The sequence below is a fragment of the Rhizobium atlanticum genome, from assembly GCF_030182485.1.
In the GTDB taxonomy this organism is placed as follows: domain Bacteria; phylum Pseudomonadota; class Alphaproteobacteria; order Rhizobiales; family Rhizobiaceae; genus Rhizobium.
In genome coordinates, this window is the sequence record NZ_JAQJCJ010000004.1 from 227547 (window position 1) to 251530 (window position 23984).

24 protein-coding genes, 1 other RNA gene and 1 pseudogene are annotated in these 23984 nt (G+C 61.7%); 8 read left to right on the plus strand and 18 right to left on the minus strand.

Going from position 1 to position 23984, the window contains the following annotated elements:
• Positions 1-83: 83 nt before the first annotated feature.
• The 3 genes from PH551_RS08295 (at position 84) to PH551_RS08305 (ending at position 3135) form a co-directional block, all read left to right on the plus strand.
• On the plus strand, positions 84-884 hold the full coding sequence (locus PH551_RS08295; protein WP_285192615.1) for an inositol monophosphatase family protein: 801 nt from the start codon (positions 84-86) through the stop codon (positions 882-884).
• Between the two features lie 112 nt (positions 885-996).
• Positions 997-2100 (plus strand): MotA/TolQ/ExbB proton channel family protein, encoded by a 1104-nt coding sequence (locus PH551_RS08300; protein WP_097597296.1) that lies wholly within the window; start codon positions 997-999, stop codon positions 2098-2100.
• A gap of 3 nt (positions 2101-2103) precedes the next feature.
• Positions 2104-3135: a peptidoglycan -binding protein gene (locus PH551_RS08305; RefSeq protein WP_085779362.1), complete on the plus strand. Its 1032-nt coding sequence runs from the start codon at positions 2104-2106 to the stop codon at positions 3133-3135.
• Here PH551_RS08305 and PH551_RS08310 read toward each other — a convergent pair whose 3' ends face one another.
• The 5 genes from PH551_RS08310 to PH551_RS08330 all read right to left on the minus strand — a co-directional run bounded on the left by PH551_RS08310 (position 3136) and on the right by PH551_RS08330 (position 8253).
• Positions 3136-4386 carry an RNA polymerase sigma factor gene (locus PH551_RS08310; protein WP_285192617.1) on the minus strand — a complete coding sequence of 417 codons (1251 nt, stop codon included), beginning with the start codon at positions 4384-4386 and terminating at the stop codon, positions 3136-3138.
• Between the two features lie 7 nt (positions 4387-4393).
• Entirely contained in the window at positions 4394-4732 is a 339-nt protein-coding gene (locus PH551_RS08315) for a YciI family protein (RefSeq protein WP_085779360.1), read from the minus strand.
• A 251-nt stretch (positions 4733-4983) separates the two neighbouring features.
• Positions 4984-5172: a YegP family protein gene (locus tag PH551_RS08320; protein WP_064694384.1), complete on the minus strand. Its 189-nt coding sequence runs from the start codon at positions 5170-5172 to the stop codon at positions 4984-4986.
• A 145-nt stretch (positions 5173-5317) separates the two neighbouring features.
• Positions 5318-6310 (minus strand): Bug family tripartite tricarboxylate transporter substrate binding protein, encoded by a 993-nt coding sequence (locus tag PH551_RS08325; protein WP_285192618.1) that lies wholly within the window; start codon positions 6308-6310, stop codon positions 5318-5320.
• Positions 6311-6450: 140 nt separating this feature from the next.
• The gene (locus PH551_RS08330; protein ID WP_285192619.1) at positions 6451-8253 is read right to left on the minus strand and encodes an ABC transporter transmembrane domain-containing protein; all 1803 of its coding nucleotides are present in this window, start codon (positions 8251-8253) and stop codon (positions 6451-6453) included.
• A gap of 192 nt (positions 8254-8445) precedes the next feature.
• On the opposite strand from PH551_RS08330, the gene rpmE reads away from it, so the two are divergent.
• Positions 8446-8667 (plus strand): 50S ribosomal protein L31, encoded by a 222-nt coding sequence (gene rpmE, locus PH551_RS08335; protein ID WP_003566413.1) that lies wholly within the window; start codon positions 8446-8448, stop codon positions 8665-8667.
• Positions 8668-8802: 135 nt separating this feature from the next.
• Here the strand turns inward: rpmE and rcdA are convergent, their stop codons facing one another.
• The 3 genes from rcdA to PH551_RS08350 all read right to left on the minus strand — a co-directional run bounded on the left by rcdA (position 8803) and on the right by PH551_RS08350 (position 11341).
• On the minus strand, positions 8803-9318 hold the full coding sequence (gene rcdA / locus PH551_RS08340) for a protease adaptor protein RcdA (RefSeq protein WP_085779357.1): 516 nt from the start codon (positions 9316-9318) through the stop codon (positions 8803-8805).
• 390 nt (positions 9319-9708) lie between these two features.
• Positions 9709-9900, minus strand: a complete 192-nt coding sequence (locus tag PH551_RS08345; RefSeq protein ID WP_285192622.1) for a DUF1192 domain-containing protein — start codon at positions 9898-9900, stop codon at positions 9709-9711.
• A 160-nt stretch (positions 9901-10060) separates the two neighbouring features.
• Positions 10061-11341 carry an MFS transporter gene (locus tag PH551_RS08350; RefSeq protein WP_097597302.1) on the minus strand — a complete coding sequence of 427 codons (1281 nt, stop codon included), beginning with the start codon at positions 11339-11341 and terminating at the stop codon, positions 10061-10063.
• 173 nt (positions 11342-11514) lie between these two features.
• On the opposite strand from PH551_RS08350, the gene PH551_RS08355 reads away from it, so the two are divergent.
• A complete protein-coding gene (locus PH551_RS08355; protein ID WP_285192624.1) occupies positions 11515-11679 on the plus strand; it encodes a hypothetical protein in 165 nt (54 codons plus the stop codon).
• A 28-nt stretch (positions 11680-11707) separates the two neighbouring features.
• Here the strand turns inward: PH551_RS08355 and PH551_RS08360 are convergent, their stop codons facing one another.
• From PH551_RS08360 to tkt, 8 genes are all read right to left on the minus strand, one after another.
• Positions 11708-12631: a PhzF family phenazine biosynthesis protein gene (locus PH551_RS08360; RefSeq protein WP_285192625.1), complete on the minus strand. Its 924-nt coding sequence runs from the start codon at positions 12629-12631 to the stop codon at positions 11708-11710.
• 142 nt (positions 12632-12773) lie between these two features.
• Positions 12774-13799 (minus strand): class I fructose-bisphosphate aldolase, encoded by a 1026-nt coding sequence (locus PH551_RS08365; protein ID WP_085779354.1) that lies wholly within the window; start codon positions 13797-13799, stop codon positions 12774-12776.
• Between the two features lie 222 nt (positions 13800-14021).
• Positions 14022-15224 (minus strand): phosphoglycerate kinase, encoded by a 1203-nt coding sequence (locus PH551_RS08370; protein WP_285192626.1) that lies wholly within the window; start codon positions 15222-15224, stop codon positions 14022-14024.
• Between the two features lie 70 nt (positions 15225-15294).
• Complete coding sequence (locus tag PH551_RS08375) at positions 15295-17169, minus strand: potassium/proton antiporter (RefSeq protein WP_085779352.1); 1875 nt, start codon at positions 17167-17169, stop codon at positions 15295-15297.
• Positions 17170-17569: 400 nt separating this feature from the next.
• Positions 17570-17746: a hypothetical protein gene (locus PH551_RS08380; RefSeq protein ID WP_198175465.1), complete on the minus strand. Its 177-nt coding sequence runs from the start codon at positions 17744-17746 to the stop codon at positions 17570-17572.
• A 165-nt stretch (positions 17747-17911) separates the two neighbouring features.
• Positions 17912-18226: a hypothetical protein gene (locus tag PH551_RS08385; protein WP_285192627.1), complete on the minus strand. Its 315-nt coding sequence runs from the start codon at positions 18224-18226 to the stop codon at positions 17912-17914.
• Between the two features lie 129 nt (positions 18227-18355).
• Complete coding sequence (gap, locus tag PH551_RS08390; RefSeq protein ID WP_221157199.1) at positions 18356-19366, minus strand: type I glyceraldehyde-3-phosphate dehydrogenase; 1011 nt, start codon at positions 19364-19366, stop codon at positions 18356-18358.
• An 84-nt stretch (positions 19367-19450) separates the two neighbouring features.
• Complete coding sequence (tkt, locus tag PH551_RS08395) at positions 19451-21424, minus strand: transketolase (RefSeq protein WP_285192628.1); 1974 nt, start codon at positions 21422-21424, stop codon at positions 19451-19453.
• 332 nt (positions 21425-21756) lie between these two features.
• Between tkt and PH551_RS08400 the strand changes: the two genes are divergently transcribed.
• The 3 genes from PH551_RS08400 (at position 21757) to ssrS (ending at position 22654) form a co-directional block, all read left to right on the plus strand.
• On the plus strand, positions 21757-22032 hold the full coding sequence (locus PH551_RS08400) for a DUF4164 domain-containing protein (protein WP_011426717.1): 276 nt from the start codon (positions 21757-21759) through the stop codon (positions 22030-22032).
• Positions 22033-22048: 16 nt separating this feature from the next.
• Positions 22049-22426: a cell division protein ZapA gene (locus PH551_RS08405; RefSeq protein ID WP_285192630.1), complete on the plus strand. Its 378-nt coding sequence runs from the start codon at positions 22049-22051 to the stop codon at positions 22424-22426.
• Positions 22427-22495: 69 nt separating this feature from the next.
• Positions 22496-22654: non-coding RNA, 6S RNA (gene ssrS, locus PH551_RS08410), on the plus strand.
• Between the two features lie 83 nt (positions 22655-22737).
• Here ssrS and PH551_RS08415 read toward each other — a convergent pair.
• Positions 22738-22916: pseudogene (locus PH551_RS08415) on the minus strand (esterase-like activity of phytase family protein); the annotation flags it as partial.
• Positions 22917-22953: 37 nt separating this feature from the next.
• Positions 22954-23937 carry an NAD-dependent epimerase/dehydratase family protein gene (locus PH551_RS08420; RefSeq protein WP_285192632.1) on the minus strand — a complete coding sequence of 328 codons (984 nt, stop codon included), beginning with the start codon at positions 23935-23937 and terminating at the stop codon, positions 22954-22956.
• Positions 23938-23984 lie beyond the last annotated feature (47 nt).

Genomic DNA, 23984 nt, shown 5'->3' on the forward strand with positions numbered 1-23984 from the left:
TGGCGCTGCCTGTCATACATGTTCAGGGACATTTCCCGCCCCTGGCAGCGCGCGTCCCGTATCAGTCCCAAGGAAATGCGCCGATGGCCCGTTCAGCTCTTCTCAATGTCATGGTTCAGGCTGCTCTCAAGGCAGGAAAATCGCTGGGACGTGATTTCGGCGAAGTGCAGAACCTGCAGGTTTCGGTGAAGGGACCGGGCGATTTCGTTTCCGCCGCCGACCGCAAGGCCGAGAAGATCGTCAGGGAAGAGCTGATGAAGGCGCGTCCGACCTATGGCTTCCTCGGCGAGGAAAGCGAAGAGATCAAGGGCACCGATGGCGCGCATCGCTGGATCGTCGACCCGCTCGACGGCACGACGAACTTCCTGCATGGCATCCCGGCCTTCGCTGTCTCGATTGCGCTCGAGCGCAATGGCGAGATCGTTGCCGCCGTCGTCTTCAATCCGGCGACCGACGAACTTTATACTGCCGAGCGCGGCGGCGGCGCTTTCCTCAACGACCGGCGCCTGCGCGTCGCTGCGCGCCGCGTGCTGTCGGATTGCGTCATCGGTTGCGGTGTGCCCGCGCTCGGCAAGCGCAATCACGGCAAGTTCCTGGTCGAACTGCGCCACGTGATGGGCGAAGTGGCCGGCATCCGCCGCCTGGGCGCACCGACCCTCGATCTCGCCCATGTCGCCGCCGGACGTTTCGACGGCTTCTGGGAGGCGGAGCTTGCGCCCTGGGACATGGCAGCCGGTATCCTGCTCATCCGCGAAGCCGGCGGCTTCGCCACCGACTGGGATGGCGGAACGGCCATTCTGGAGGGCGGTGCGATCGTCGCCGGCAACGAACTTGTCCATAAGGCGCTGATCGAGGTCATCAGGCGGCCGATTCCCGCCAAGTGAGCGCATAAAAATCCGGCTGTTGTAAAGTCACGGTTTTCGCCACGGCATACTTCAATTCGGCACAATGTTGCTCTAGTCTCCGCCAGCAATGAGTTCGGAGGCTGCTGGACCTATGGAAAATGTGAATGTGGCGGAGATCGGCTCCACCGAAAAGACGGCCGGCGGTTATACCTACAGGCTCTCGAGCCCCATGCCCTTCCTTTGGACGATGCTGCTTTTCCTCGTCATTGTCGGGTTCATTGCCGCGATCCTCTTTCGGCAGACGCAAACAGCCTTCATGCACAATCCGGGCCTCAACGGCCTGATCCTCGGCGTTCTCGCAGTCGGAATCGTCCTTGTTTTCAATCACGTGCTGGCGCTTCGCCCCGAAGTGCGCTGGTTCAACTCCTTCCGCGCTGCCGGCAGCGCGGATAAGGTCAACCGTAACCCGCGGCTGCTTGCGCCGATGCGGGCGCTGATCGGCAGCCGCAAGAGCTCGGTGGCGCTGTCGACGACGGCGCTGCGTTCGATTTTGGATTCGATCGCCACCCGCCTCGACGAATCGCGTGACGTTTCGCGCTACCTGATCGGCCTCCTGGTATTCCTCGGCCTGCTCGGCACGTTTTGGGGTCTCATCGGCACAATCGGCTCGATCAGTGCCGTCATCCAGTCGCTCGATCCCGGCTCGAACGGCACGGGAGACGTGCTCTCGGCGCTGAAGGAGGGACTTTCCATGCCGCTTTCCGGCATGGGGCAGGCCTTCTCGTCGTCGCTGCTCGGCCTCTCCGGTTCGCTCATTCTCGGCTTCCTCGACCTGCAGGCCGGGCGCGCGCAGAATCGCTTCTATACGGAGTTGGAAAACTGGCTCTCCTCGGTCACCGATGTCGGCTCCGATCTTGCGCCGGCGCTCGACGCCGTTGCCGGGTCTTCCTCGGACGACATGCGCGCACTTTCCGAGTATCTGCGCAAGGTCTCCGAAGAAGGCGGTGTCGGCAACCAGCGCTCTGTCGCTGCCATGGCAAGCCTTGCCGAAGGCATTCAGGGTCTGGTCAAGAATATGCGCAACGAGCAGCAGATGCTGCGTGACTGGATCGAGGCGCAGCAGGACGAGGCGAAAGCCATGCGCCGGACGCTCGACCGGCTGGCCGAGCGCATCGGCCTGCAGGAGCGGGGCGGCGAGCGGTCCGAGCGGCTGCGCGAGCGCACGAGCCATGCAGAAAAGAGCGAGGGCAAGTAAGCCATGGCACTTGCCCGCAACCGCCGCCGCGAACGCACGGTGGATTACTGGCCGGGCTTCGTCGATGCGTTGTCGACGCTGCTCATTTCGATCATGTTCCTGCTGACCGTCTTCGTCGTCGGGCAGTTCATCCTAAGCCGCGAAATCACCGGGCGCGACGAGGTACTCAATCGGCTCAATAGCCAAATCAACGAGCTGACGCAGCTTCTGGCGCTCGAAAAGGGTAGCAATCAGGATCTCCAGGATTCTGTCGCCAACCTGCAGGCTTCGCTCGCGACTGCCGAAGGGGAACGCTCACGGCTTCAGGCGCTGCTGAACGCCGGCTCGGGCGGCCAGGATGCGGCTCAAAAGCGGATCGGCGCCATGACGCAGGAGCTCGACGAGCAGAAGCAGGTGAGCGAACGGGCGCTGAGCCAGGTCGAACTCTTGAACCAGCAGATCGCCGCACTCCGCAGCCAGATCGCCGCGGTCGAAGCGGCGCTGCAGGCATCCGAGGAGAAGGACCGGGTCTCGCAGACCAAGATCGCCGATCTCGGCAGTCGCCTCAACGTGGCGCTGGCGGCGCGCGTGCAGGAACTGAATCGCTACCGCTCCGACTTCTTCGGTCGCCTGCGTGAAATCCTTTCGGATCGCGAGAACATTCGTATCGTCGGCGATCGGTTTGTCTTCCAGTCCGAAGTGCTGTTTCCCTCGGGCAGCGCCGATCTCAACCCTGAAGGGCAGGGGGAGATGGCGAAGCTTGCCGCGGCGTTGCTCGACCTCGCCAAAGAAATTCCGCCGGAGATCAACTGGGTTTTGCGCGTTGACGGCCATACCGACAATGTGCCGCTTGCGGGAACGGGCCGCTATCGCGACAATTGGGAGCTTTCCTCGGCACGCGCGATTTCGGTCGTCAAATTCCTGATCGGCCAGGGTGTGCCGGCGGACCGGCTCGTTGCCGCGGGCTTCGGCGAATTTCAGCCGATCGCACCCGGCGATGCCCCGGACGCCCGTTCCACGAACCGCCGCATCGAGCTGAAGCTCACCGAGAAATGATCAGCCTGATGTCGTCCGCCGCGCTTCGGCGAGCCGATCGACGAGAAAGGCTCGGACAGAGGGGCTGTCGCTGAGGCCGATCGCCGTCATGTAGGCATCGGCGGCGGCCGCATCGTCGCCCGCTCGTGCCAGAAGAAAGGCACGTACGGCCCAGTAGGGCTGATAGGCAGCGATCGCGCGCGGATCGATCCTGTCGAGCAGGGCCAGGCCTTCGGCGGGGCTTAAAGCCCGGCCGATCACCGCCGCTTGGGCGACGCGCGCGCCGAGCGTCGGCTTCATCGTCAGCAACGCGGCATAGAGCGTCGTCAGCGCCTGCCAGTCGGTCACTCCCGAAAGGCGGCGCGCCGCATGCACCGATTGAATCGCCGCCTGGCACTGATAGGGGCCGAAACGGTTGAAGCTTCCGGCCTTGCGCAGCAGCGCGTCCGCCTCCGCGGTCATGGTGGCGTCCCAGCCGGCCGGATCCTGCTCGTCCAGCGGCACATAGCGCCCGTTGCCGTCGCGCCGGGCGCTACGGCGGGCTTCGCAGTGAAGCATCAGCGAGAGGAGGCCGATCGCTTCCGGCTCATCCGGAAGTACCGTCAGAAGCGCCCGGCCGAGCCAGATCGCTTCGCCGGCAAGCGAATGGTGCGCTTCCTCGCCATCGAGACCATCCCATCCGAGGCCGTAGGCGGCGTAGACCGCTGAAAGCACGGCGGCAAGCCGCCCAGGCAGCGCGGGCCGAGGTGGTATGGTGAAGGGAATGCCGGCATCACGGATCTTCACCTTGGCCCGCACCAGCCGCTGGCTCATAGCTTCCGCTGAAACGACGAAGGCCCGGGCGATGGTTCTGGCTTCGATGCCGAGAATCGCCTGCAGCATCAGCGCCGTATGCACGGAGCTGTCGATGGCAGGATGGGTGCAGGCGAAGAGTAGCTTCAGCCGTTCATCGGGAAAGACGGAATTGCCGGCCTCGTTCATTCGTGCCTCCGCTTCCTCGAGGGCGACGGATATCGTCGTTTGTGCGTTGGCCTCGACAGTGCGGTGCCGGGCCGCCTGCATCAGATTGCGGCGGGCGGCCACCAGCAGCCAGGCTTCCGGATTGGCGGGAATGCCGCGCTCCGCCCAGACGCGCAGGGCCGAAGCCAGCGCTTCCGACAATGCGTCTTCTGCCGCCGGCACGTCGCGCGAGCGGGCGGCGAGAAAGGCGATCAGCCTGCCATAGGATTGTCGCGCCACTTGTTCGGCGGCGCGTCCGGCATCGGGCGGCATTGCCGCCTCACATCTGCAGGCGCGGGCGCACCTCGACCGAACCCTTGTCGGAGATAGGAATACGGGTAGCCCATTCAAGCGCGGTGTCGATGTCCGGGACCTCGATTAGATAGAAGCCGCCGAGCTGCTCCTTGCCTTCCGGATAGGGACCGTCCTGGACATCGTGATCCTCGCCCTTGCGGCGTATGACCGTGCCGGTCTCGGGGGCTGTCAGCCCCGCGCCGCCGGTCATGATCCCGGCCTGGACAAGCGCCTGGGTGTAAGCAACCCAGCCGTCGCGATAGGCCGGATCGCTACGGCGGGCGAAATCCTCCGGCGCTTCGCGAATGATGAGGGCATATTGCATGGAAAACTCCTGATATCGTTGTTGGCGTTGATCCAGGCCGCTGGCGAAAGCCGTCGAGCCTGGTGGAGCGGCTAGCCGTTCCGAGACAATGAGGCGCGATCGCCGGTCGTTTCGACATGGCTTTGAAAAAATATTTGAAAAAGAAAAATCGCGCCGGAAATCACAAACAGGCGACCCGGTCTCTAAGACACCAGCGCCGCTCGAGGGCGCGAAAAAGCAGGGCGGCATTGATGCCGCCCGTGCCATGCCGCTCAGGCTTCGGCCTTCGTCTGGTCGACGATCTCGGCGCCGGAGGTATTCTTCTTGATGGACTCGATGGCATTCAGGGCGGACGCCTTCGCCTTGTAACCCTCGGAGCTGAACATGGTTTCCCCGTTCGATGCCTTGAAGCGGAAACGGAATTCGCCTGATTTATCCTTGTAGACTTCGAATTTATACATGGATGTCTCCCGAAACGCTGAATTGCACCATCAGCGTCGAGGAGGCTAGATCAAAATGCCGAGCTTTTCCACTGCCTTAATGAGGATTGAGTTCAACTGGTGCTAATCAGCGCTGCGCGGAAGATGCCCGGCAAATGTCCTCGCATCATTCCATCTGGATGTTTGCGCCCTTGACCACCGGCCCCCATTTGGCGAGCTCAGCCTTCACGTGGGCGGCAAGTTCCTCGGGCGTCGAGCCGACGATGGTGGCGCTGAATTCCTTCATGCGTTCGGCAACGGCCGGGTCTTTGAGCGCCTTGTTCGCCGAGGCGTTGAGGCGCGTCACCACCTCGCCCGGCGTGTTGGCTGGGGCAAAAAGCGCGTTCCAGGTATAGGTCTCGTAGCCCGGTATGCCCGACTCGGCGATCGTGGGCACATCGGGGAAGGAGGGCGCGCGCTCGGCGGTGGTCACCGCCAGCGCCCTCAGCGTGCCCGCCTTGATGTGGCTGGAGGAGGAGGGCAGGTTGTCGAACATGATCGGCACCTGGTTGCCGATGACATCGTTCAATGCCGGACCGGCGCCCTTATAGGGGATATGCTGCATGCTGACGCCGGCCATGGACTTGAAGAGTTCGCCGGAGAGATGCAGCGGCGTGCCGTTGCCGGACGAGGCGTAACTGTATTTATCGGGCTCGGCTTTCAGCAGCGCGACCAGTTCCTGCACCGTTTTTGCCGGCAATTCCGGATTGACGACCAGCACGTTCGGCACGACGACGAGCAGGGAGACCGGCGCGAAATCCTTCTCCGGGTCGTAGGGCGTCGATTTGAGGATCAGCGGATTGAGGGCGTGGGTCGCAACGGTGCCCATCAGAATGGTGTAGCCGTCAGGCTCGGCGCGGGCGACGTTGCCGGCCCCGAGATTGCCACCGGCGCCGGCGACATTCTGGACGATCACCTGCTGGCCGAGATCCTCCGACATCTTCTGCGCGACGATACGGGCGACGACATCGGTCGAGCCGCCGGCCGCAAAGGGCACGACCATGGTGATCGGACGATCGGGAAAATCTGCAGCAACAGCAGAGCTGCCGAGCCCCAGCATTGCAGTCAGGCCAAGAACGAGCGCGAGCCCCGTGCGTCGCGTCATGTCGGAAAGCGCCATTCCTATCTCCTCCCGCGATTTCAACAGCAATCCCCACCCAGGGGCATGAAGAGGGTAGGGCAGGAGGCGGGAAAGACAACCGCAGGGAGGTGTGGTCGGCCTGAGACTTTAGTCGCTATCGGTGGAGAAGCGCGTACCGGTTATTTGGCAGGAGCGAGCACATCCTCATTGGCGGCGTCGAATTGCAGGCGCGCCAGCCGGGCATAGATGCCGCCCTGGCGGATCAGGCTCTGATGCGTGCCTTCCTCGACGACGCGGCCCTTGTCCATGACGAGGATTCGGTCGGCCTTCAGCACCGTCGCCAGGCGATGGGCGATGACCAGTGTCGTGCGACCGTCAACCAAGCCGTCGAGCGCCTTCTGCACCAGCGTCTCGCTTTCGGCGTCAAGCGCTGAGGTCGCTTCGTCGAGCAGCAGCACGGGCGCGTTCTTCAGGATGGCGCGGGCAATGGCGATGCGCTGTCGCTGGCCGCCGGAGAGGGTGATGCCTCGTTCGCCGACCTCGGTCTCATAGCCGTTATCCAGCCGGGCGATGAATTCGTCGGCCTGGGCGGCAAGCGCTGCGGCGCGGACTTCCTCACGCGATGCACCAGGGCGGCCGAAAGCGATGTTATCATGGATCGATGCGGCGAAAATGGTGACGTCCTGCGGCACGATGGCGATGCGCTGGCGCAACTCGTCAGGTGTCGCCAGCCGCGCATCGACACCATCAATCGCCACGCTGCCCTGCTGCGGATCGTAGAAGCGCAAGAGCAGCGAAAAGACTGTGGTCTTGCCGGCGCCGGAGGGGCCGACAATCGCGACGGTTTCGCCCGGCGAGACAGCGAAGTCCAAGCCATGCAGGGCCGATTTGCCGGGGCGCGAGGGATAGGCGAAATGCACGTCGGAAAACTCGACGCGGCCGCGGCTGGGCGAAGGGAGAGCCTCGGGGTTGGCGGGGGCTGATATCGGCGACACCTCGTCGAGGAGTTCGGTCAGCCGGTCGGCGGCGCCGGCCGCCTGCGAGAGTTCGCCCCAGACCTCCGACAGCGCGCCGAGCGATCCCGCGGAGATGACGGCATAAAGCAGGAACTGGCCGAGCGTGCCGGCAGACAGCGTGCCGGCCAGCACGCTGTGGGCGCCGACCCAAAGCACGGCGACGACGCTGCCGAAGATCAGCGTAATGGCGATGCCGGTCAAGAGTGCGCGCGAGCGGATGGCGGCGCGGGCGGCCTCGTAGGCGGATTCGACGGCGCCGGCGTAACGTCTCGCTGCGGCGTCCTCGCCGTTGAAGGCCTGTACCGTACGGGTCGCGGCGATCGTCTCGTTGGCGAAGGCGGACGCTTCGGCAAGCGTGTCCTGAGCGGCGCGGGAGCGCCTGCGCACCGAGCGGCCGAAGGCGACGAGCGGGAAGACGATCAGCGGGATCGCGCCGATGACGAGGCTCGACAGTTTCGGCGAAGTGACGACCATCATGCCCAAGGCGCCGAGACAGAGAATGAGATTCCTAAGCGCCACCGAGGCGGTGGCGCCGACGGCGGACTTGATCTGCGTCGTATCGGCGGTCAGCCGCGAGACGATCTCTCCGGACTGGTTGACGTCGAAGAAGGAGGGCGACAGCCGTGTCACATGGTTAAAGACGTCGCGGCGAAGATCGGCGACGATGCGTTCGCCGATGGTGATGACGAAATAATAACGCAACGCGCTCGCGATCGCGAGCACGACGGCCATGACCATCAGCATAGCGAAGTAGCTGTTGATGAAGCTGCCGTCGGATTGGGTGAAGCCGTGGTCGATCATGCGGCGCACGGCGAGCGGCAACGCCAGCGAGGTCATGGCGGCGAGCGCCAGTGAAATCAGCGCGCCGGCCACCAGCCCGCGATAACGCATGACATAAGGCATCAGCCTGCCGAGTGGCCGCAGCGACCGCCTTCTGTTTTCCTCAGCCCGTGCCTGATCTGCCAAATCGTCTCCGATCGCCTGCAGGACCCGCTAATGCGGCCTGTTGGCTCTTGTTATCCCGGCGTCCTTCATGTATAGGCACCGCATCCTAATGGGAAGCCGTAGCCATCACGACTGCGGCTTCATTTATTCAATCGGTTCGGTGGCCGCAACTGCATGCGGCAAATTGAACTCCGGTATCGCAGGAAGATTGTTATGAAGGCAGGCATCCATCCCGACTATCACATGATCAAGGTAGTCATGACCGATGGCACCGAATACGAAACCCGCTCGACCTGGGGTTCGGAAGGCGCTGTCATGAACCTCGAAATCGATTCCAAGTCGCATCCGGCCTGGACGGGCGGCAACCAGCAGCTCATGGACCGCGGCGGCCGCGTTTCCAAGTTCAACAAGCGTTTCGGCGGCCTCGGTCTCTAATCGCTTCTGCTTGACGACGTTTCGCAAGGAGCCCGGTTCTGCCGGGCTTTTTTGCGTTGGCGGAACGATGCGCAGCGGCAACAAAAAACCGGCCGCGCACTGCGCAGCCGGCCCAAATGGATTTAGCAGCTCTGGTCAGTTGTTGCCGAAGGCCGTCTGCAGCAGCGAAAGCTGCGCCTGGACGCTGTTCTGATTGTCATGAACGATCACGGCTTCGGCCGGACGATAGATTTCGCGATCCAGCAGCGCGATGCGGTTCTGCAGGCGCAGGGAGCGCTCGACGAGGTCTCGGAACGATTCCGGCAGATCGCCCCAGCCGGGTGCTGCGCGGTCGACGTTGAAACCGTCGAGGCGGACCTTGTTCTTCTCGGCCAGCACCTGGTCGCGCGACATCTCGCCATTGTTGACGGCGCGCTGCAACAGCAGCCACGAGGCCATCTGCATCAGGCGGGTGGTCAGCCGCATCGATTCCGCGGCGTAGAGGACGGATGCCATGCGCGGCAGAACCTTGGAGGCTGCGCGGCCTTGGCCGTCAAGATAGGCGGCGGTCTCTTCGACCAGCGACATGCCTTCGCCATAGAGTGCCTTGAACTGAGAGGATGCAGCCGCGCGGCCCGCAAAACTGATCGTGTTCAATCCAACTTCCGACATCGCAATAGTCCCTGTTGCACGCAGCTACTTATGGTCAGGTAACGCCGGGGTTGACGGAAAAGTTTCCGCGTCCGGTCTTTATGACTTTAAGATGGTATCATTAGCGCAAATGCGCAAGCCGTTTCTTAAGAAAGGGTTAATCTCCACAGTTTCATGGAAATGCGCCGGCCGCAGCAAAAAGAAGAGCCGCAAAAGCGGCTCTCAAGGTAAAACAGGGAGAAAAATCAGACCAATTCACCGCTTGGAAAACTGTCTGAGATCCAGAGAAAGTCTGGATGAGTACAGTAATACCTCATAAAGCTTAATATTTTATTAACATTGTGCCGAATGAAGACTTGAGGCTGGCTCATTTTCCTGCCCATGCTCTTGTTTTCGGAGGCTTTTAGCGGATCACGAGCGGAAGAAGCTTTCAGCGGCCTGCCGCCCGGATGCCTTGCGGTTAGCTTCGGCTTCGAGCCGGGTAATCTCGGTTTTCAGCAATTCCACTCGCGCCTTCAACTCATCCACTGAAAGCATGGAGAGATCGGCGCCGATCTCGTGGGCGGTTTTCTTCTGCGGTCGGTCGTCATCGATAAAGCTCATCGGTTCTCCTCCTTTTGCTGCCGGCAGCATAATGCCGAAAAATGCGGCCGACACGGAATCGGAATTTAGGTCGATTCGGCCCAAATCCAGCCTCGCCCTCCCCATTTTTATTTTTCCCGAGCCATGGCGAAAACCGCAGTGCGGCTTTTGTAGAGAGGGCCTAACCGAACTTTACAGCAGGATCGCTGCTTTCGGGAGATTTGCCTGTGCCGCGATCGGCCAGCGACATGCTCTGCGGCGTCAGCATCGGCGAAGTGCCGGTCGGGATCGTCGTATAGGCGTCGCGGTCGCTGACTGGGACGGCCGCGCGGATGCGGCTTCTGATGATGGCGTAAACGGTGATCAGCACATGAGCGACGGCAGTGACCAGGAAAAGCGCATGCGGGGTGATTGCCGACATGACCGGGCCGCCGAGCGTCGGGCCGATGACTGTGCCGATGCCGTAGAGCAGCAGCAGACCGCCGGAGACCTTGACGAAATCCTCCGACGCCGCGAAGTCGTTCGCGTGAGCCACAGCGATCGGATAGAGCGTGTTGGCCACCGCGCCGTAGAGGACAACGAGCCCGATCAGCAAGGCAGGGGATGTCGGGTGAAGCAGAAAGATCAGCAAGCCGGCGATGGCGGCAATCGCCGACAGGGCGGCGAGCACGTAGCGCCGGTCGATGCGATCAGAAAGCCGGCCGGCCGGCAGCTGCATCATCGCGCCGGCGAAGATGGTGGAACTCATCATGACGGCGATGCTGGTGTCGGAAAGGCCGGCGCCGGCGCCGAAGACAGCCCCGAGCGTGCCGTAAGCGCCGTTGGCAATGCCGACGAGCAGAATGCCGAGGCAGGACACGGGCGAATTGCGGTAGAGCGCCGGCAGGTCGAGGCGCACAGCTTTCAGCGGCTGTGGTGAGGCCGCGGTCGAAAGCGTCGTCGGCAGCATCGCGATGCAATAGAAGATGCCGCAGATCATGAACAGCACCGGCGTGCGCACATCTTCGAGCGGGATCATCATCTGGCCGCCGACGACGCCGAGCAGGGTGATGCCGATATAGAGCGAGAAAATCGCGCCACGGCTCTCGTTGCTGGCGCGCTCGTTCAGCCAGCTTTCGATGATCATGGACGTGCCGGCGGTGGAGAAGCCAGTCACCGCACGCAGGATCACCCACCAGAACGGATCGATGATGATGCCGCTGACCAGTGCGATGATGGCGATGATCGAGATGAAGCCGGAGAAGGCTCTGACATGGCCGACGCGGCGCACCAGTTTCGGCGCCACCAGGCAGCCGATGACGAAGCCGCCCGCCCATGAGGTGCCGAGCAGGCCGAGCGTCGTCGTGGCATAGCCTTCGAGATTGCCGCGCACGGGAAGCAGGATACCCTGCAGACCATTGCCCATGAAAAGGAAGAGCGTGCCAAACAGCAGCGCAGCGACAGACAGCAGATTTCTCTTCATTTCCCCAGACTCGGTCTTAACGATTTACGATGGACATAAGGCACGACCTCAGTCAGCCCAGTCTCAAGATGATTGATTGTGCCCCGGAATGTCTTTACGGCGTGTCGAGATCCTCTTGTTCGCGCGGAAAAATGTCCGTCCTGTGACATTCCGAAAAACGGAAAAAATAAAGCATGACAAAGCTGATAGCCTTGCTGCTCATCCTTGCCATGGCGATACAGCTGATCAAGCCGCTCGGGCTTCCCGGCCTCCGGCGGCGGATGGATTTCTGGAAGATCGCGCTGATCGCCTTCGGCATATGGGCAGTGGCGCTGCTGTTGCGCGACTTCCTGATGTAAGCCTCGGATTCGAGCTTCGATGCGGGCGTTAGTCCCGCAGGATGATTTCGCCGCGCATCACGGAAACGCAGCTTCCCGAGATGACGACGTCAGTGACGGTGCCATCGCACTTCGTGACATCAAGGGCGATGATGCTGCGGCGGCCCATTTCCACGCCCTGTTCGATGGTGATGCGGACGTTCATGTCGGCCTCCGCCGTCAGTGTGACGAGATAGGCACCGAGGGCTGCGGCAGCGCTGCCGGTCGCGGGGTCCTCGGGCACGTTATCGAGCGGCGCGAACATGCGAGCGCGTATATTCCACGGATCTTCGGATGTCCTGACATAGACGAAGAGCGAGAAGTCATGGCCGCTCGTCGTCTGGTGGCCGGCAGCCGCCTGGAATCCGGCAAGGTCCGGTCGGGCGGCGGCCAGCGCTTCAAGCCCGCTCAACTCGGCAATGGCGAAGTTCAGACCGACCGAGGCAAAGACCGGGGCGTGGTTGGTCTTGACGATTGCGCCGGGTTCGAGCCCGATGCAGCGGGCGATAGTTTCCTCGGCAATGACATCGCCGATTGTCAGCGGCTGCGGCGCGCGGATGGCGGCGGCCGCGACCTTTCCGCCGCTGCGTTTGAGGGCGACTTCGACGATGCCAGCCTGTTCCTCGAAACGCAGCTTCTCGCCAACGGGCTTGCCGAAGATCTCCGCCTGCCGGCCGAGTACACAGGCGGTGCCGACGTTCGGATGACCGGCGAATGGTATCTCCATCGTCGGAGTGAAGATGCGGACACGGGCCGAATTGCGAGGATCCTCCGGCGGCAGGACGAAGGTCACTTCGGAATAGTTAAATTCGGTGGCGATCATTTGCATCGCTGCATCGCTGAGCCCGCACGCATCGGAAATGACCGCAAGCGGATTGCCCTCGAAACGCGTGGAGGTGAAGACATCGACGGTGACGTAAGGGATGGTATCCATAGCGGCTCCTGTTTCGGCGGGCCTTTATGAATAATCACGATTTTTCGTCAGGCGAAGCGGTATCTTGTCGCCGAGACAATGAGGAAGGGCGGCAACATAGCGTTGCCGCCCCTTCCTGCAGGCGATTAAAGGCCCATTATAATCAGGCTGCCTTTTCCAGATCCTTCTGCCAGCTGCCCTTGGCGGCAAGGCTGTTCATCTCGGCGCGGTGCGTGAATTCGCGCTGGCCGGCGGCGACATTTTCCGGTTTGCCGTTCCAGGCCTTGAGCGCGCTGTCCTGAAGGGCGCGGCCGTAGGAGAAGGTGACGAACCAGGGCAGGTCGGCCGTGGCATTGATGGCGGAAAGATGTGCGGTTGCCTCTTCGGTCGACTGGCCGCCGGAGAGGAAGGCGATGCCCGGAACCGCTGATGGGACCGTGCGCTTCAGCACCTGCACGGTGCGCTCCGCGACCTCGGCGACAGAGGCCTTGCGGGCGTTCTTGCCGTCGATGACCATATTCGGCTTCAGGATCATGCCTTCGAGGCTGACGCGGGCTTCGGCCAGTTCCTCAAAAACGATGCGCAGCGTGGATTCGGTGACTTCGGCGCAGCGGTCGATATTGTGGTCGCCCGGCTTGCCGTCCATCAAGCACTCCGGCTCGACGATCGGAACGATCTTGGCTTCCTGGCAGAGGGCCGCATAGCGGGCAAGCGCCTGAGCGTTGGCGCGGACCGAGCCGCGGGTCGGCAGCGTCGAGGAGATGGCGATGACGCCGCGCCACTTGGCGAAACGGGCGCCGGCCTCATAATAGCGAGCAAGGCGCTCGCCGAGGCCATCGAGGCCTTCGGTGATGGTTTCGCCCGGGAACTTGGCCATCGGCTTGGCGCCGGTATCGACCTTGATGCCGGGAATGGAACCAGCAGCGCGAATGATGTCGACGAAAGGCGTGCCGTCTGCGGCCTTCTGGAAGAGCGTCTCTTCGAAGAGGATGACACCGGAAATATATTTCTTCATCGCCTCGTCGGAGCGGAAGAGCATCTCGCGGTAATCGCGACGGCTCGTTTCGGTCGATTCGAGATTGATCGTGTCGAAACGCTTCTTGATGGTGGAGGTCGATTCATCAGCCGCAAGCAGTCCCCGGCCGCCTGCAACCATCTGCACTGCAATGTCTTCCAGTCGTTCGCTCATTCGTTCTCTCCACAGCATGAAACATCGGCGGTTTAAGAATATAGGACGGCGATAACAGAAGTTTATAGGGAGGAAAATGGAAGGCTAAGTCACTGAAACGATTGAAATCGTTTCAATCGTTTGAAAGACTGGGAATTTTTCCGGCGCTTGAGCAAAAGACCGCGGAAGGCTTCTCGCCGCCGCGGTCTATCCACATGTAAAATCTGCCAAATCCGCTTAGCGTCATTTATCGGCGTTGAGAACGGCGACGCCGGGTAACTCCTTGCCTTCCATCCATTCGAGGAAAGCGCCGCCTGCGGTGGAGACATAGGTGAAGTCGTCGGCAACGCCGGCATGGTTCAGAGCTGAGACGGTATCGCCGCCGCCGGCTACGGAGGTCAGCTTGCCGGCCGCCGTGCGCTCGGCGGCGTATTTTGCGGCAGCAACCGTTGCTGCATCGAAGGGCTCGATCTCGAAGGCGCCGAGCGGACCGTTCCAGACGAGCGTCGAGGCGCGCTCGATCCAGGCATTGATGGCCTGAACGGATTGCGGCCCGACGTCGAGCACCATGGCATCGGCGGGAATTGCGTTGATACCGACCGTCTCATTGGCGGCACCCGCCTTGAACTCGCGGGCGACGACGCCGTCTTCCGGCAGGATGATGGCACAGCCTGATGTCGCGGCCTCGATCATGATCTGCTTGGCGGTTTCAGCGAGATCATGCTCGCATAGTGACTTGCCGACATTGGTGCCACGCGCGGCGACGAAGGTATTGGCCATGCCTCCGCCGATGACGAGTGCATCGACCTTCTTCACGAGATTCATCAAAAGATCGATCTTGGTCGAAACCTTGGCGCCGCCGACGATTGCGACGACGGGACGGGTGGGATTGCCGAGACCTTTTTCAAGCGCCTCCAGCTCGGCCTGCATGGTGCGGCCGGCATAGGCCGGCAGGTGGTGGGCAAGGCCTTCGGTGGAAGCATGGGCGCGGTGGGCGGCGGAGAAGGCGTCGTTGACATAGATATCGCCATTGGCGGCAAGCGCCTTGGTGAAGTCAGGATCGTTCTTTTCCTCGCCCTTGTGAAAGCGGGTGTTTTCCAGCAGCAGAATATCGCCATTCTTCATTGCGGCAACGGCGGAGGCGGCGGCCTCGCCGATGCAGTCGGAGGCCGTCAGCACGGCATGATCGAGCACTTCCTCGACGGAAGGGGCGATTAGCGACAGTGACAGATCCGGCGACGGACCGTCCTTTGGCCGGCCGAAATGAGTAAGCAGGATGACCTTGGCGCCCTTGCCCGATAGTTCGAGGATCGTCGGCGCCACCCGCTCGATGCGCGTCGTATCAGTAACCTTGCCGTCCTTGACCGGGACGTTGAGGTCGACGCGGATGAGCACGCGCTTGCCGCTGATGTCGGAGAGATCGTCGAGGGTCTTGAAAGAAGGCATGGGGAAGATCCAGTCTTGGTTGGCGGAAGTCGCGCCGACCATAGCAAGGATCATTCGAGACGCAAGGCGTTCAGCGACCGTTTTCGCGTCTGGCTTTCTCGCCTCCGACCGATGTTTTCGGCATGGTTTCGGGGACCGCCGCTTCGCGGTTGCGGCGTCCCTTCAACCGGTCGCGGATGCGCTGAATAATGTCCTTGAGGTTGATGAAGATCGGCAGGGTGGTGGCGGGTTCGACCGCTTCGAGAGACATGCCGACGGAGGTGATATGGTCGTGCTCGTCGAGATCGCGGACGATGAGGATGATCGAGCCGAGACGGACGCGATCGGCATAATCGGCCTTGCCGCCGAGGCGCTGCCGCATCAGTTCCGCGATCGTCAGGCCTTTCTCGGATTCGTTGAGCAGGCCGGGCCCATAGGCGGCATCGAGATCGGCGGCGGGACGGGCAGGCGAGAGCGCGAAGGCGCCGAAGAATTCGGCATCATCCTCGTCCACCGGCGCCCGGCTGGCGAAGAGCCGGTCGAGCAGCCGGGAATAACTCGGCACGATGAAGAGATAGATCAGATCGTTTTCGCGCAGCCGCCCGGCATACTGATAACGCATTGACTTGCCGTCGCGAATGACAAGCGAAGGGGTAGCCCATCGCGGAATGCGCTCGCCGCGCAAAACCGGGCTATCCTTGATGACACGGTAGGAGAGAAGCTCATGGTTGGCAGCGCCCGGAAGATCGACCTCGACCTTGTCAACGGCGCCGATGCGCGGCGGAATGATCAGACCGAGCTTCTTGGCGATTGGCTTGATCGTCCAGCCCTGGACGAGCAGGGAAACCAACACAATGATGAAGGCGGTGTTGAAGAAGAGCTGACCGTTTTCCAGGCCGCCGAGGATGGGCATGATAGCAAGCAAAATGGAGACGGCGCCGCGCAGGCCAACCCAGGCGACGAAACCGATCTCCTGCTGCGTATAATCGAATGGAAGCAGCGACAGCCAGATTGCCAGTGGTCGGGCAATGAAGATCAGGAAGAGGGCAAGCAGGATGGCCGGTATGACGATGGCGGGAAATTGTGATGGAGTGGCGAGCAGGCCGAGCACCAGGAACATGATGATCTGCGCCAGCCAGGTCATGCCGTCCTGGAAGCGTTTGATGGTGCCGAGCGCCTGCATTCTCCGGTTTCCGGCGTAGATGCCGGCGACATAGACGGCGAGGAAGCCGCTGCCGCCGACTGCGCCGGCGAAGGAGAAGACGAGAAGTGCAAGCGCCAGCACGAAGATCGGCGTGAGGCCACGATCTGTATCGAGCTTGCTGACGATCAACACGATCATCATGCCGCCGAGCAGGCCGAGGATTACGCCGAGCCCCATCTGCTGCACGAACATGGCGAGCATGCCGATATTGATGCCGGCATAACGCTCGCCGCTCGCCAGGACCTCGACAAGGGCGATGGTGAGGAAGATCGCCATCGGGTCGTTGGTGCCGGATTCGACTTCCAACGTCGAGCGCACCTTATCGCGGATGTTGATGCCGCCGATGCGCAGCAGGAAGAAGACGGCGGCGGCATCCGTCGATGCGACGATCGAACCGAGCAGCAGGCCTTCGAGCCAGGTGAAGTTCAACAGCCACATGGCAGCGACGGCAAAGAGGGAGGCGGTGATCAGAACGCCGACCGAGGCGAGCGTCAGAGAAGGCACGGCCGCGAGCCGAAAGGCCTGCATCGGCGTGCCGAAGCCGGAATCGAACAGGATGACCGCGAGAGCAATAGAGCCGAGAATATAGGCGAGATAGTTGTTGCTGAATTCGATGCCGAGCCCGTCGACGCCAGCGGCAAGGCCGATCATCAGGAAGAGCAGCAGCAGCGGGGCGCCGAAGCGGAAGGCGAGCAGGCTCGAAAAAGCGGCAAGAAGCACGAGCGCCGTCGCGACCAGCACCACAATATAGAACGCTTCCATGCCCACCCCTTTCTATCGAATCCTTCGCGGATGTGGCCACCCCCGACCGATCCGCCTGTCTCAACCCCTCCATTCCACGTCGATCCATCAGTAAACGGCAAACCGGCATAGAAGGGTAGGCCTTGCGGCTTAACCTCGTCTCGTGCTGCATCATGCTGCTGAACGGCTGCCGGACACCGACACGGAAATGCTACGGGAGAAACTCTCTACAAAGAATGTATAAGAAAATCAGGCAAGAGCAGGGCGAAAGAAGGTACGATCGATTTTTCCAGCAGCTACCCATAGATCGCAATAGTATAGGACACATTCCTCCGCGCGGCCGGTTTGGCTTTGCCCGATGAAGCGAATAGTCTGCGGGGATGAGCCGACTGTGGCTATGTGGCCGGCCATTGCTCCGCTATCAAAACACCGCCTGAAGTATGATGACGGCGAGAAACGCAACACCGATGAACGCGGCGACCCGGACGACCAGACGATTGGCCTTTGCCAGCACGGCAGGTCGGACGTCCCGCTTGGGGTGAAACCGCTGCCGCCGCTTGAGGGTGCTGTGGGGCAAGCGTTTTTGCACCTCTGCCATTTATCGCCTCCGCTTGGATCATTCAGCCATTGTGCAACGTGATGCACCCTTCAGTTTATCACGCTTGGGCAGGGGATTGCCAACCGTGATTCCGTCCCGCGGCCGCAGCGAAATCGTCGCTTCGAGATTGGCTTTTAAACTTGGAAGGCCGATACATATCGACTGTCAGTCTTCGGTGTCCTCACCCTCGTCGGTCAGTTCTTCGACCGGGACCAGGAAAACCACGAACTCGTCGTCGATGGTCCTTTCCGGATCGTCGTCGAATTCATAGGCGTGCTCGACTTCGCTTGCTTCTTCAGCAGTCGCCTTTCGCAGGCTGAGCGTCGCCTTGCGGTCCCACAGGGGCTTGCCCTCGGACTCAAGGATGGTCAGGTCGTCGCGAAAATCTTCTGCCTTGAAGAAATGCGTCGCTTCCTCATGGTTTTTCGAACGGAAGCTGGCAACGGCGCGACCGGCGATTTCAACGGTAAAATAATCCATCCATCCCTCTTATCTCCCCGGGTGCGACTGCGGCTCCGGGGTTATCAACAATGCCATCACCGGCTTCGGACGCCTATAACAAAACGGCCCGGTTTCCCGGGCCGTCTGCGATTTTCGATAGTCGGGCGCTCAGATGAGCTTGGCGAAGGCCACGGCCGTGTCCGACATGCGGCTGGAGAAGCCCCACTCGTTGTCGTACCAGGACAGGACGCGCACGAAATTGCCTTCCATGACCTTGGTCTGATCGGTTGCGAAGATCGAGGAGTGGCTGTCGTGGTTGAAGTCGCGGGAGACGAGGGGCTCGTCGGTGTAACCGAGGATGCCCTTCAGCTTGCCGTTGGAGGCAGCCTTGATGGCTTCGTTGATTTCGCCGACTGTCGTGGCCTTCTTGGAGACGAACTTGAAGTCGACGACCGAGACGTTCGGGGTGGGAACGCGGATCGAGGTGCCGTCGAGCTTGCCCTTGAGGTGCGGCAGCACGAGGCCGACTGCCTTGGCGGCGCCCGTCGAGGTCGGGATCATGGAGAGGGCGGCAGCGCGGGCGCGATACAGGTCCTTGTGCATCGTGTCGAGCGTCGGCTGGTCGCCGGTGTAGGAGTGGATCGTCGTCATGAAGCCGTGGTCGATGCCGACGGCGTCGTCGAGAACCTTCACGACCGGCACCAGGCAATTGGTGGTGCAGGAGGCGTTGGAGATGACCATGTGTTCCTTGGTGAGCTGGTCATGGTTGACGCCGAAAACGACAGTCAGGTCAGCGCCGTCGGCGGGAGCCGAGACGATGACGCGCTTGGCGCCGGCCGTCAGGTGGGCGGCAGCCTTGTCGCGGGCGGTGAAGATGCCGGTGCATTCCATGGCGATATCGACGCCGAGCTCGCGGTGCGGCAGCGTTGCCGGATCCTTGATCGCGGTGACCTTGATCGGCTTGCCGCCGCCGACGATGATCGTGTCGCCTTCGACCTTCACCTCGGCCGGGAACTTGCCGTGGATCGAGTCGTAACGCAGCAGATGCGCATTGGTCTCGACCGGACCGAGGTCGTTGATGGCGACGACCTCGATGTCGGTACGGCCGGATTCGACGATAGCGCGGAGGACGTTACGGCCGATGCGGCCGAAACCATTGATGGCAACCTTGACTGTCATGTTCATTCACTCCCGATAGAATAGGGCCCGATAGGCCGGGCGGCCTGGAATTGAGGAGATGGAGAGCGCCTCAAGGCGCTCTCATTAAAGCTTTGCTTCGGCGGCCGCAACGACAGCGTCGGCGGTGATGCCGAAATGCTTGTAAACGTTCTTGACCGGACCAGACGCGCCAAAACCCTTCATGCCGATGAAGCTGCCTTCCGGTCCGATGAAGGCGTCCCAGCCTTCGCGAACGGCGGCTTCGACGGCAATCTTGACCGGTGAGTTGCCGAGCACGTCCTTGCGGTAGGCGTCCGGCTGCTCGAAGAACAGTTCCGTGCAGGGCACCGAGACGACACGCACCGAAACGCCCCTGGCTTCCAGAGTTGCGCGGGCGGCAACGGCGATTTCGACCTCGGAGCCCGAAGCGAAGATCGTCACCTTGGCATCGGCATTGCCTGCAAGCGTGTAGGCGCCGAGTTCGCAGAGGTTCTTCGCATTATACTCTGTGCGGACGGTCGTCAGGTTCTGGCGGGTGAGAGCCAGCGCGGACGGGCGGTTCTTGCTCTTCATGGCGATCTGCCAGCATTCCGCCGTCTCGACGGCGTCGGCCGGACGGAAGACCTGCAGGTTCGGAACGGCGCGCAGCCCGGCGATCTGCTCGACCGGCTGGTGAGTCGGGCCATCTTCGCCAACGCCAATCGAGTCATGGGTCAGGACGTGGATGACGCGAATGCCCATCAGAGCCGAGAGGCGGATCGGCGGGCGGCAATAGTCCGAGAAGATCATGAAGCCGCCGCCATAAGGAATGAGGCCGCCATGCAGCGAAATGCCGTTCATGGCAGATGCCATGCCGTGCTCGCGGATACCCCAGTGCATATAACGGCCCTTGAAGTCCGTCGGGGTGATGGAGACCATCTGGCTGGTCTTGGTGTTGTTCGACGGCGTCAGATCGGCGGAACCGCCGAGCGTTTCCGGCACGAAACCGTTGATGATCTCAAGCGCGTCTTCCGATGCCTTGCGGGTGGCAACCGTCGGCTTGGTTTCTGCGAGCTTCTTCTTGTAATCGTCGATCGCCTTGTCGAAACCTTCGGGCAGATCGCCGGCAAAACGGCGGGTGAACTCGGCCTTGGAAGGCGACTTGGCAAGCGTTTCTTCCCATGCCTTGACGATGTTGTCGGAGCGGGTGCCGGCTGCGCGCCATTCATCGAGAAGATCGGAGGGGATGACGAAGGGCTCGTACTCCCAATTCAGCGCCTTGCGGGTGGCTGCGATCTCATCGGCACCGAGCGGGCTGCCGTGAACCTTGTGGCTGCCGGCCTTGTTCGGGGCGCCGAAGCCGATCACCGTCTTGCAGGCGATGAAGGTCGGACGATCGGACTTGTGAGCGGCTTCGATCGCATCGGCGATGGCGGCCTGATCGTGGCCGTCGATCTCGATCGTGTTCCAGTGAACGGCTTTGAAGCGGGCGATCTGATCGGTCGAGTCCGACAGCGAGACGGCTCCGTCGATGGTGATCGAGTTGTTGTCCCAGAAGAGGATCAGCTTGTTGAGCTTGAGGTGGCCGGCAAGGGCGATGGCTTCATGGCTGATGCCCTCCATCAGGCAGCCGTCGCCATTGATCACGTAGGTGTAGTGGTCCTGGAGGTCCGCACCGAATTCCTCACGCAGCTTGCGTTCGGCGATCGCCATGCCGACCGCATTGGCGATGCCCTGGCCGAGCGGCCCGGTGGTGGTCTCGATGCCGGTTGCGTGGCCGTATTCAGGGTGGCCGGCGGTCTTGGAGCCGACCTGACGGAACTGCTTCAGGTCCTCGATCGTCATGTCGGGATAACCGGTCAGATACAGCAGCGAGTAGAGCAGCATCGAGCCATGGCCGGCTGACAGCACGAAGCGGTCGCGGTTTGGCCAATGCGGCTTCTTGGGGTCGAAGCGCAGATATTTGGTGAACAGGACCGTCGCCACATCAGCCATGCCCATCGGCATACCAGGGTGGCCGGAATTCGCCTTTTCCACGGCGTCCATGGCGAGGAAACGGATCGCGTTCGCCATCCGGTCGTTTTGTTGGAGAGAGGTCATGGCTTTTCTGCAAGCTCCGGGTGTCGGGAGATGGCCTCGAGCCTCCAAGACCATCGAGTGAAAGCGGCTGACACATAGCAGTTGGGGCTGGCGAGTCAATCAATGGCGGGGCAAAACCCAGCGGCTTGCGGCAATTTTTTGACATTTGCTCGCGCAACTTTACAAAAGACCAAAGCGGCACGGCGGGCCCGCCCAAACGTTCATCCACAGATAGGCAGGCCGCCGGGTGACGGGATTTATTGACGGGCCGTTGGCGAGCTGCATATCCTCTTGAAATCAAAAGATCGGCAGATGTGGCCGATTCGCAGGTCCTGCACGGGAATCGGAAAGGCATGATGCCCACAGGCAAAACCATGGAAGCAGCGCTCGACGAGTTGAGACAGGCGATTTCGAGCCTCGAAAACGCCGTCGACATGCGCATTGAGCGGCAGCGAGAGCAGGGTGAGATCGAGGGCGAGGTGCGACGTGTGCATGCCGACCGCTCCCGTCTAGCCCAGGAGCTCGATCAGGCCGAGTTTCGCGCCAACCGGCTGGAAGAGGTCAATCGTGAGGTATCGCGGCGGCTGGTGACGGCCATGGAGACGATCCGCGCGGTTCTGGACCGCTGATGAGAGAGAATTTGATATGGCGCAGGTGACGGTAACGATCGACGGCAAGGCCTATCGGATGGCCTGCGAGGAAGGGCAGGAGGATCATCTGACCGACCTCGCCACCCGTTTCGACAGCTATGTCGGCCATCTCAAGGGCCAGTTCGGTGAGATCGGCGATCTCCGGATCACCGTCATGGCCGGTATCATGATCATGGATGAGATTGCCGAGCTGACACGTCGCATCGCGGAGCTGGAAACCGAGCTCGACTCGCTGCGCGGCAACCGCGACACCGTGCTTGCCGCGACTGCCCGCACCGAGGAAAGCCTCGCGGCGGCGCTCGGCGAGGTGTCGAGCCGCATTCGCGGCATCACCGACAAGCTGAATGGCCGGGCCGCCCCCGAACTCAATTGATGTCAATTAAATAGAGTCGGGCTGCGGTCGCCACTGGCGCGCCGATGCAAACGACCTTATATATCGCGATGCGGTCTGCGCCTCTCGACAGGAACCACAATCCCTGGGGCCATACTCGATCCAAAGGGAGCTGTCCCTGTCCGGGCTCGTGGGCCTGGACACACGGTGCCCACCTACGTTTGTAGGCGCCCAGGATCGTAAACATCCATCGGTCGTCGTGGATCGCACTTTCTCTTTATCGTTGGCAGGGCGCCGGATGCAGGAGCGAACGTGAGTTGCACGTCCGCCCCTTTCAAGATGTCCTTATTTCTTCAGGGAAGGGTGACCTGGAAGACCTGGAACATCGTGTCGACGTCGGCGCCGCGTCCGCCTTGTAGGCTGCGCCCACCTGGAAGCCATCCTGTGTGAGGAAGTCGTTGTCGTTGGCGACAAACAGGAAGTAATCGTCCGGCGACTGCGGATTGAGAACGCTTGCAAGGCCCATGGCTTCGATGACGCTTTGCGATCCCGGCATTCAGCGTCTTATCTCAGGCGACCGGATAGGGTCCTTCAGCGAAGACTTCGTCATGATAGCCCTTGGAGCCGACGTCGATCGCCAATGGGCTTCGCCATTCCCGGCGCTCGCGCAGGCAGTCGACCACGAAACGGAAATCATAGCGCGGCTGCCAGCCAAGTTCGCGCCTTGCGCGTTCGTTGACGTAGACGCGATCGAGCGTCGGGAACATTTTCCAGCCGCGTTCGGCGTAAAGCGTGTTTGCACCTGGAAACAGCCGCTCGACGACAGCAGGCGCGTCACGCCTGAGCTCAGCAACGTCGCCCGATAGAAACGGCGTCGTGGCCGAGATGATATAGCGGCCGAAGCCGATCGCCGGTGCCTTTTCGAGCGCCAGCAAATGGGCGCCGACCACGTCGCTGATATCGACGCGGCGATGAAGCAACTCGTTGGCCTGCGCATTTTCCGCCGAATAGCTGTTGCGAATCTCGGGATCATCATCGCTTTCGGGAAAGAAACGCGATGTTCTGAGGATGACGACAGGCAGGCGGAATTTGCGGGCGAAGAGTTCGCAGACGCCTTCGGCGGCGAGCTTCGTCACGCCGTAGATATTCTTCGCTATAGGAGGCACGTCCTCGGTGGCCCACGCGGCAGGTTCGCCGGCGGCCGGCGTCAATGCGGCACCGAAGGCGCTGGTGGTGCTGGTGAAGACGAAGCTTGCAACGCCCGCGGCGGTCGCCTCTTCAAGCAGGTTCAGCGTGCCGCCGACATTGGTGTCGAGGAAATCGCGATTGCCGTGGGTCGCCACATGCGGCTTGTGGAGTGTCGCGGCATGGACGACATGGCTGATGCCCGACATCGCCCGCCGGATGAAGCCTCGGTCACCGATGGAACCAACCATATCGGTAAAAGCCGATGGCTTGATGTCGATGCCCCGCGCCCACCGGCTCTGAGCTCTCAAGCTGCGCATCAGCGCCTCGCCGAGATGGCCTGCGCTTCCCGTCACCAATATCGTCATCGCATCCTCTCCTGACCGTGTCGGCGGCGGACGCTATAAAGACCGGT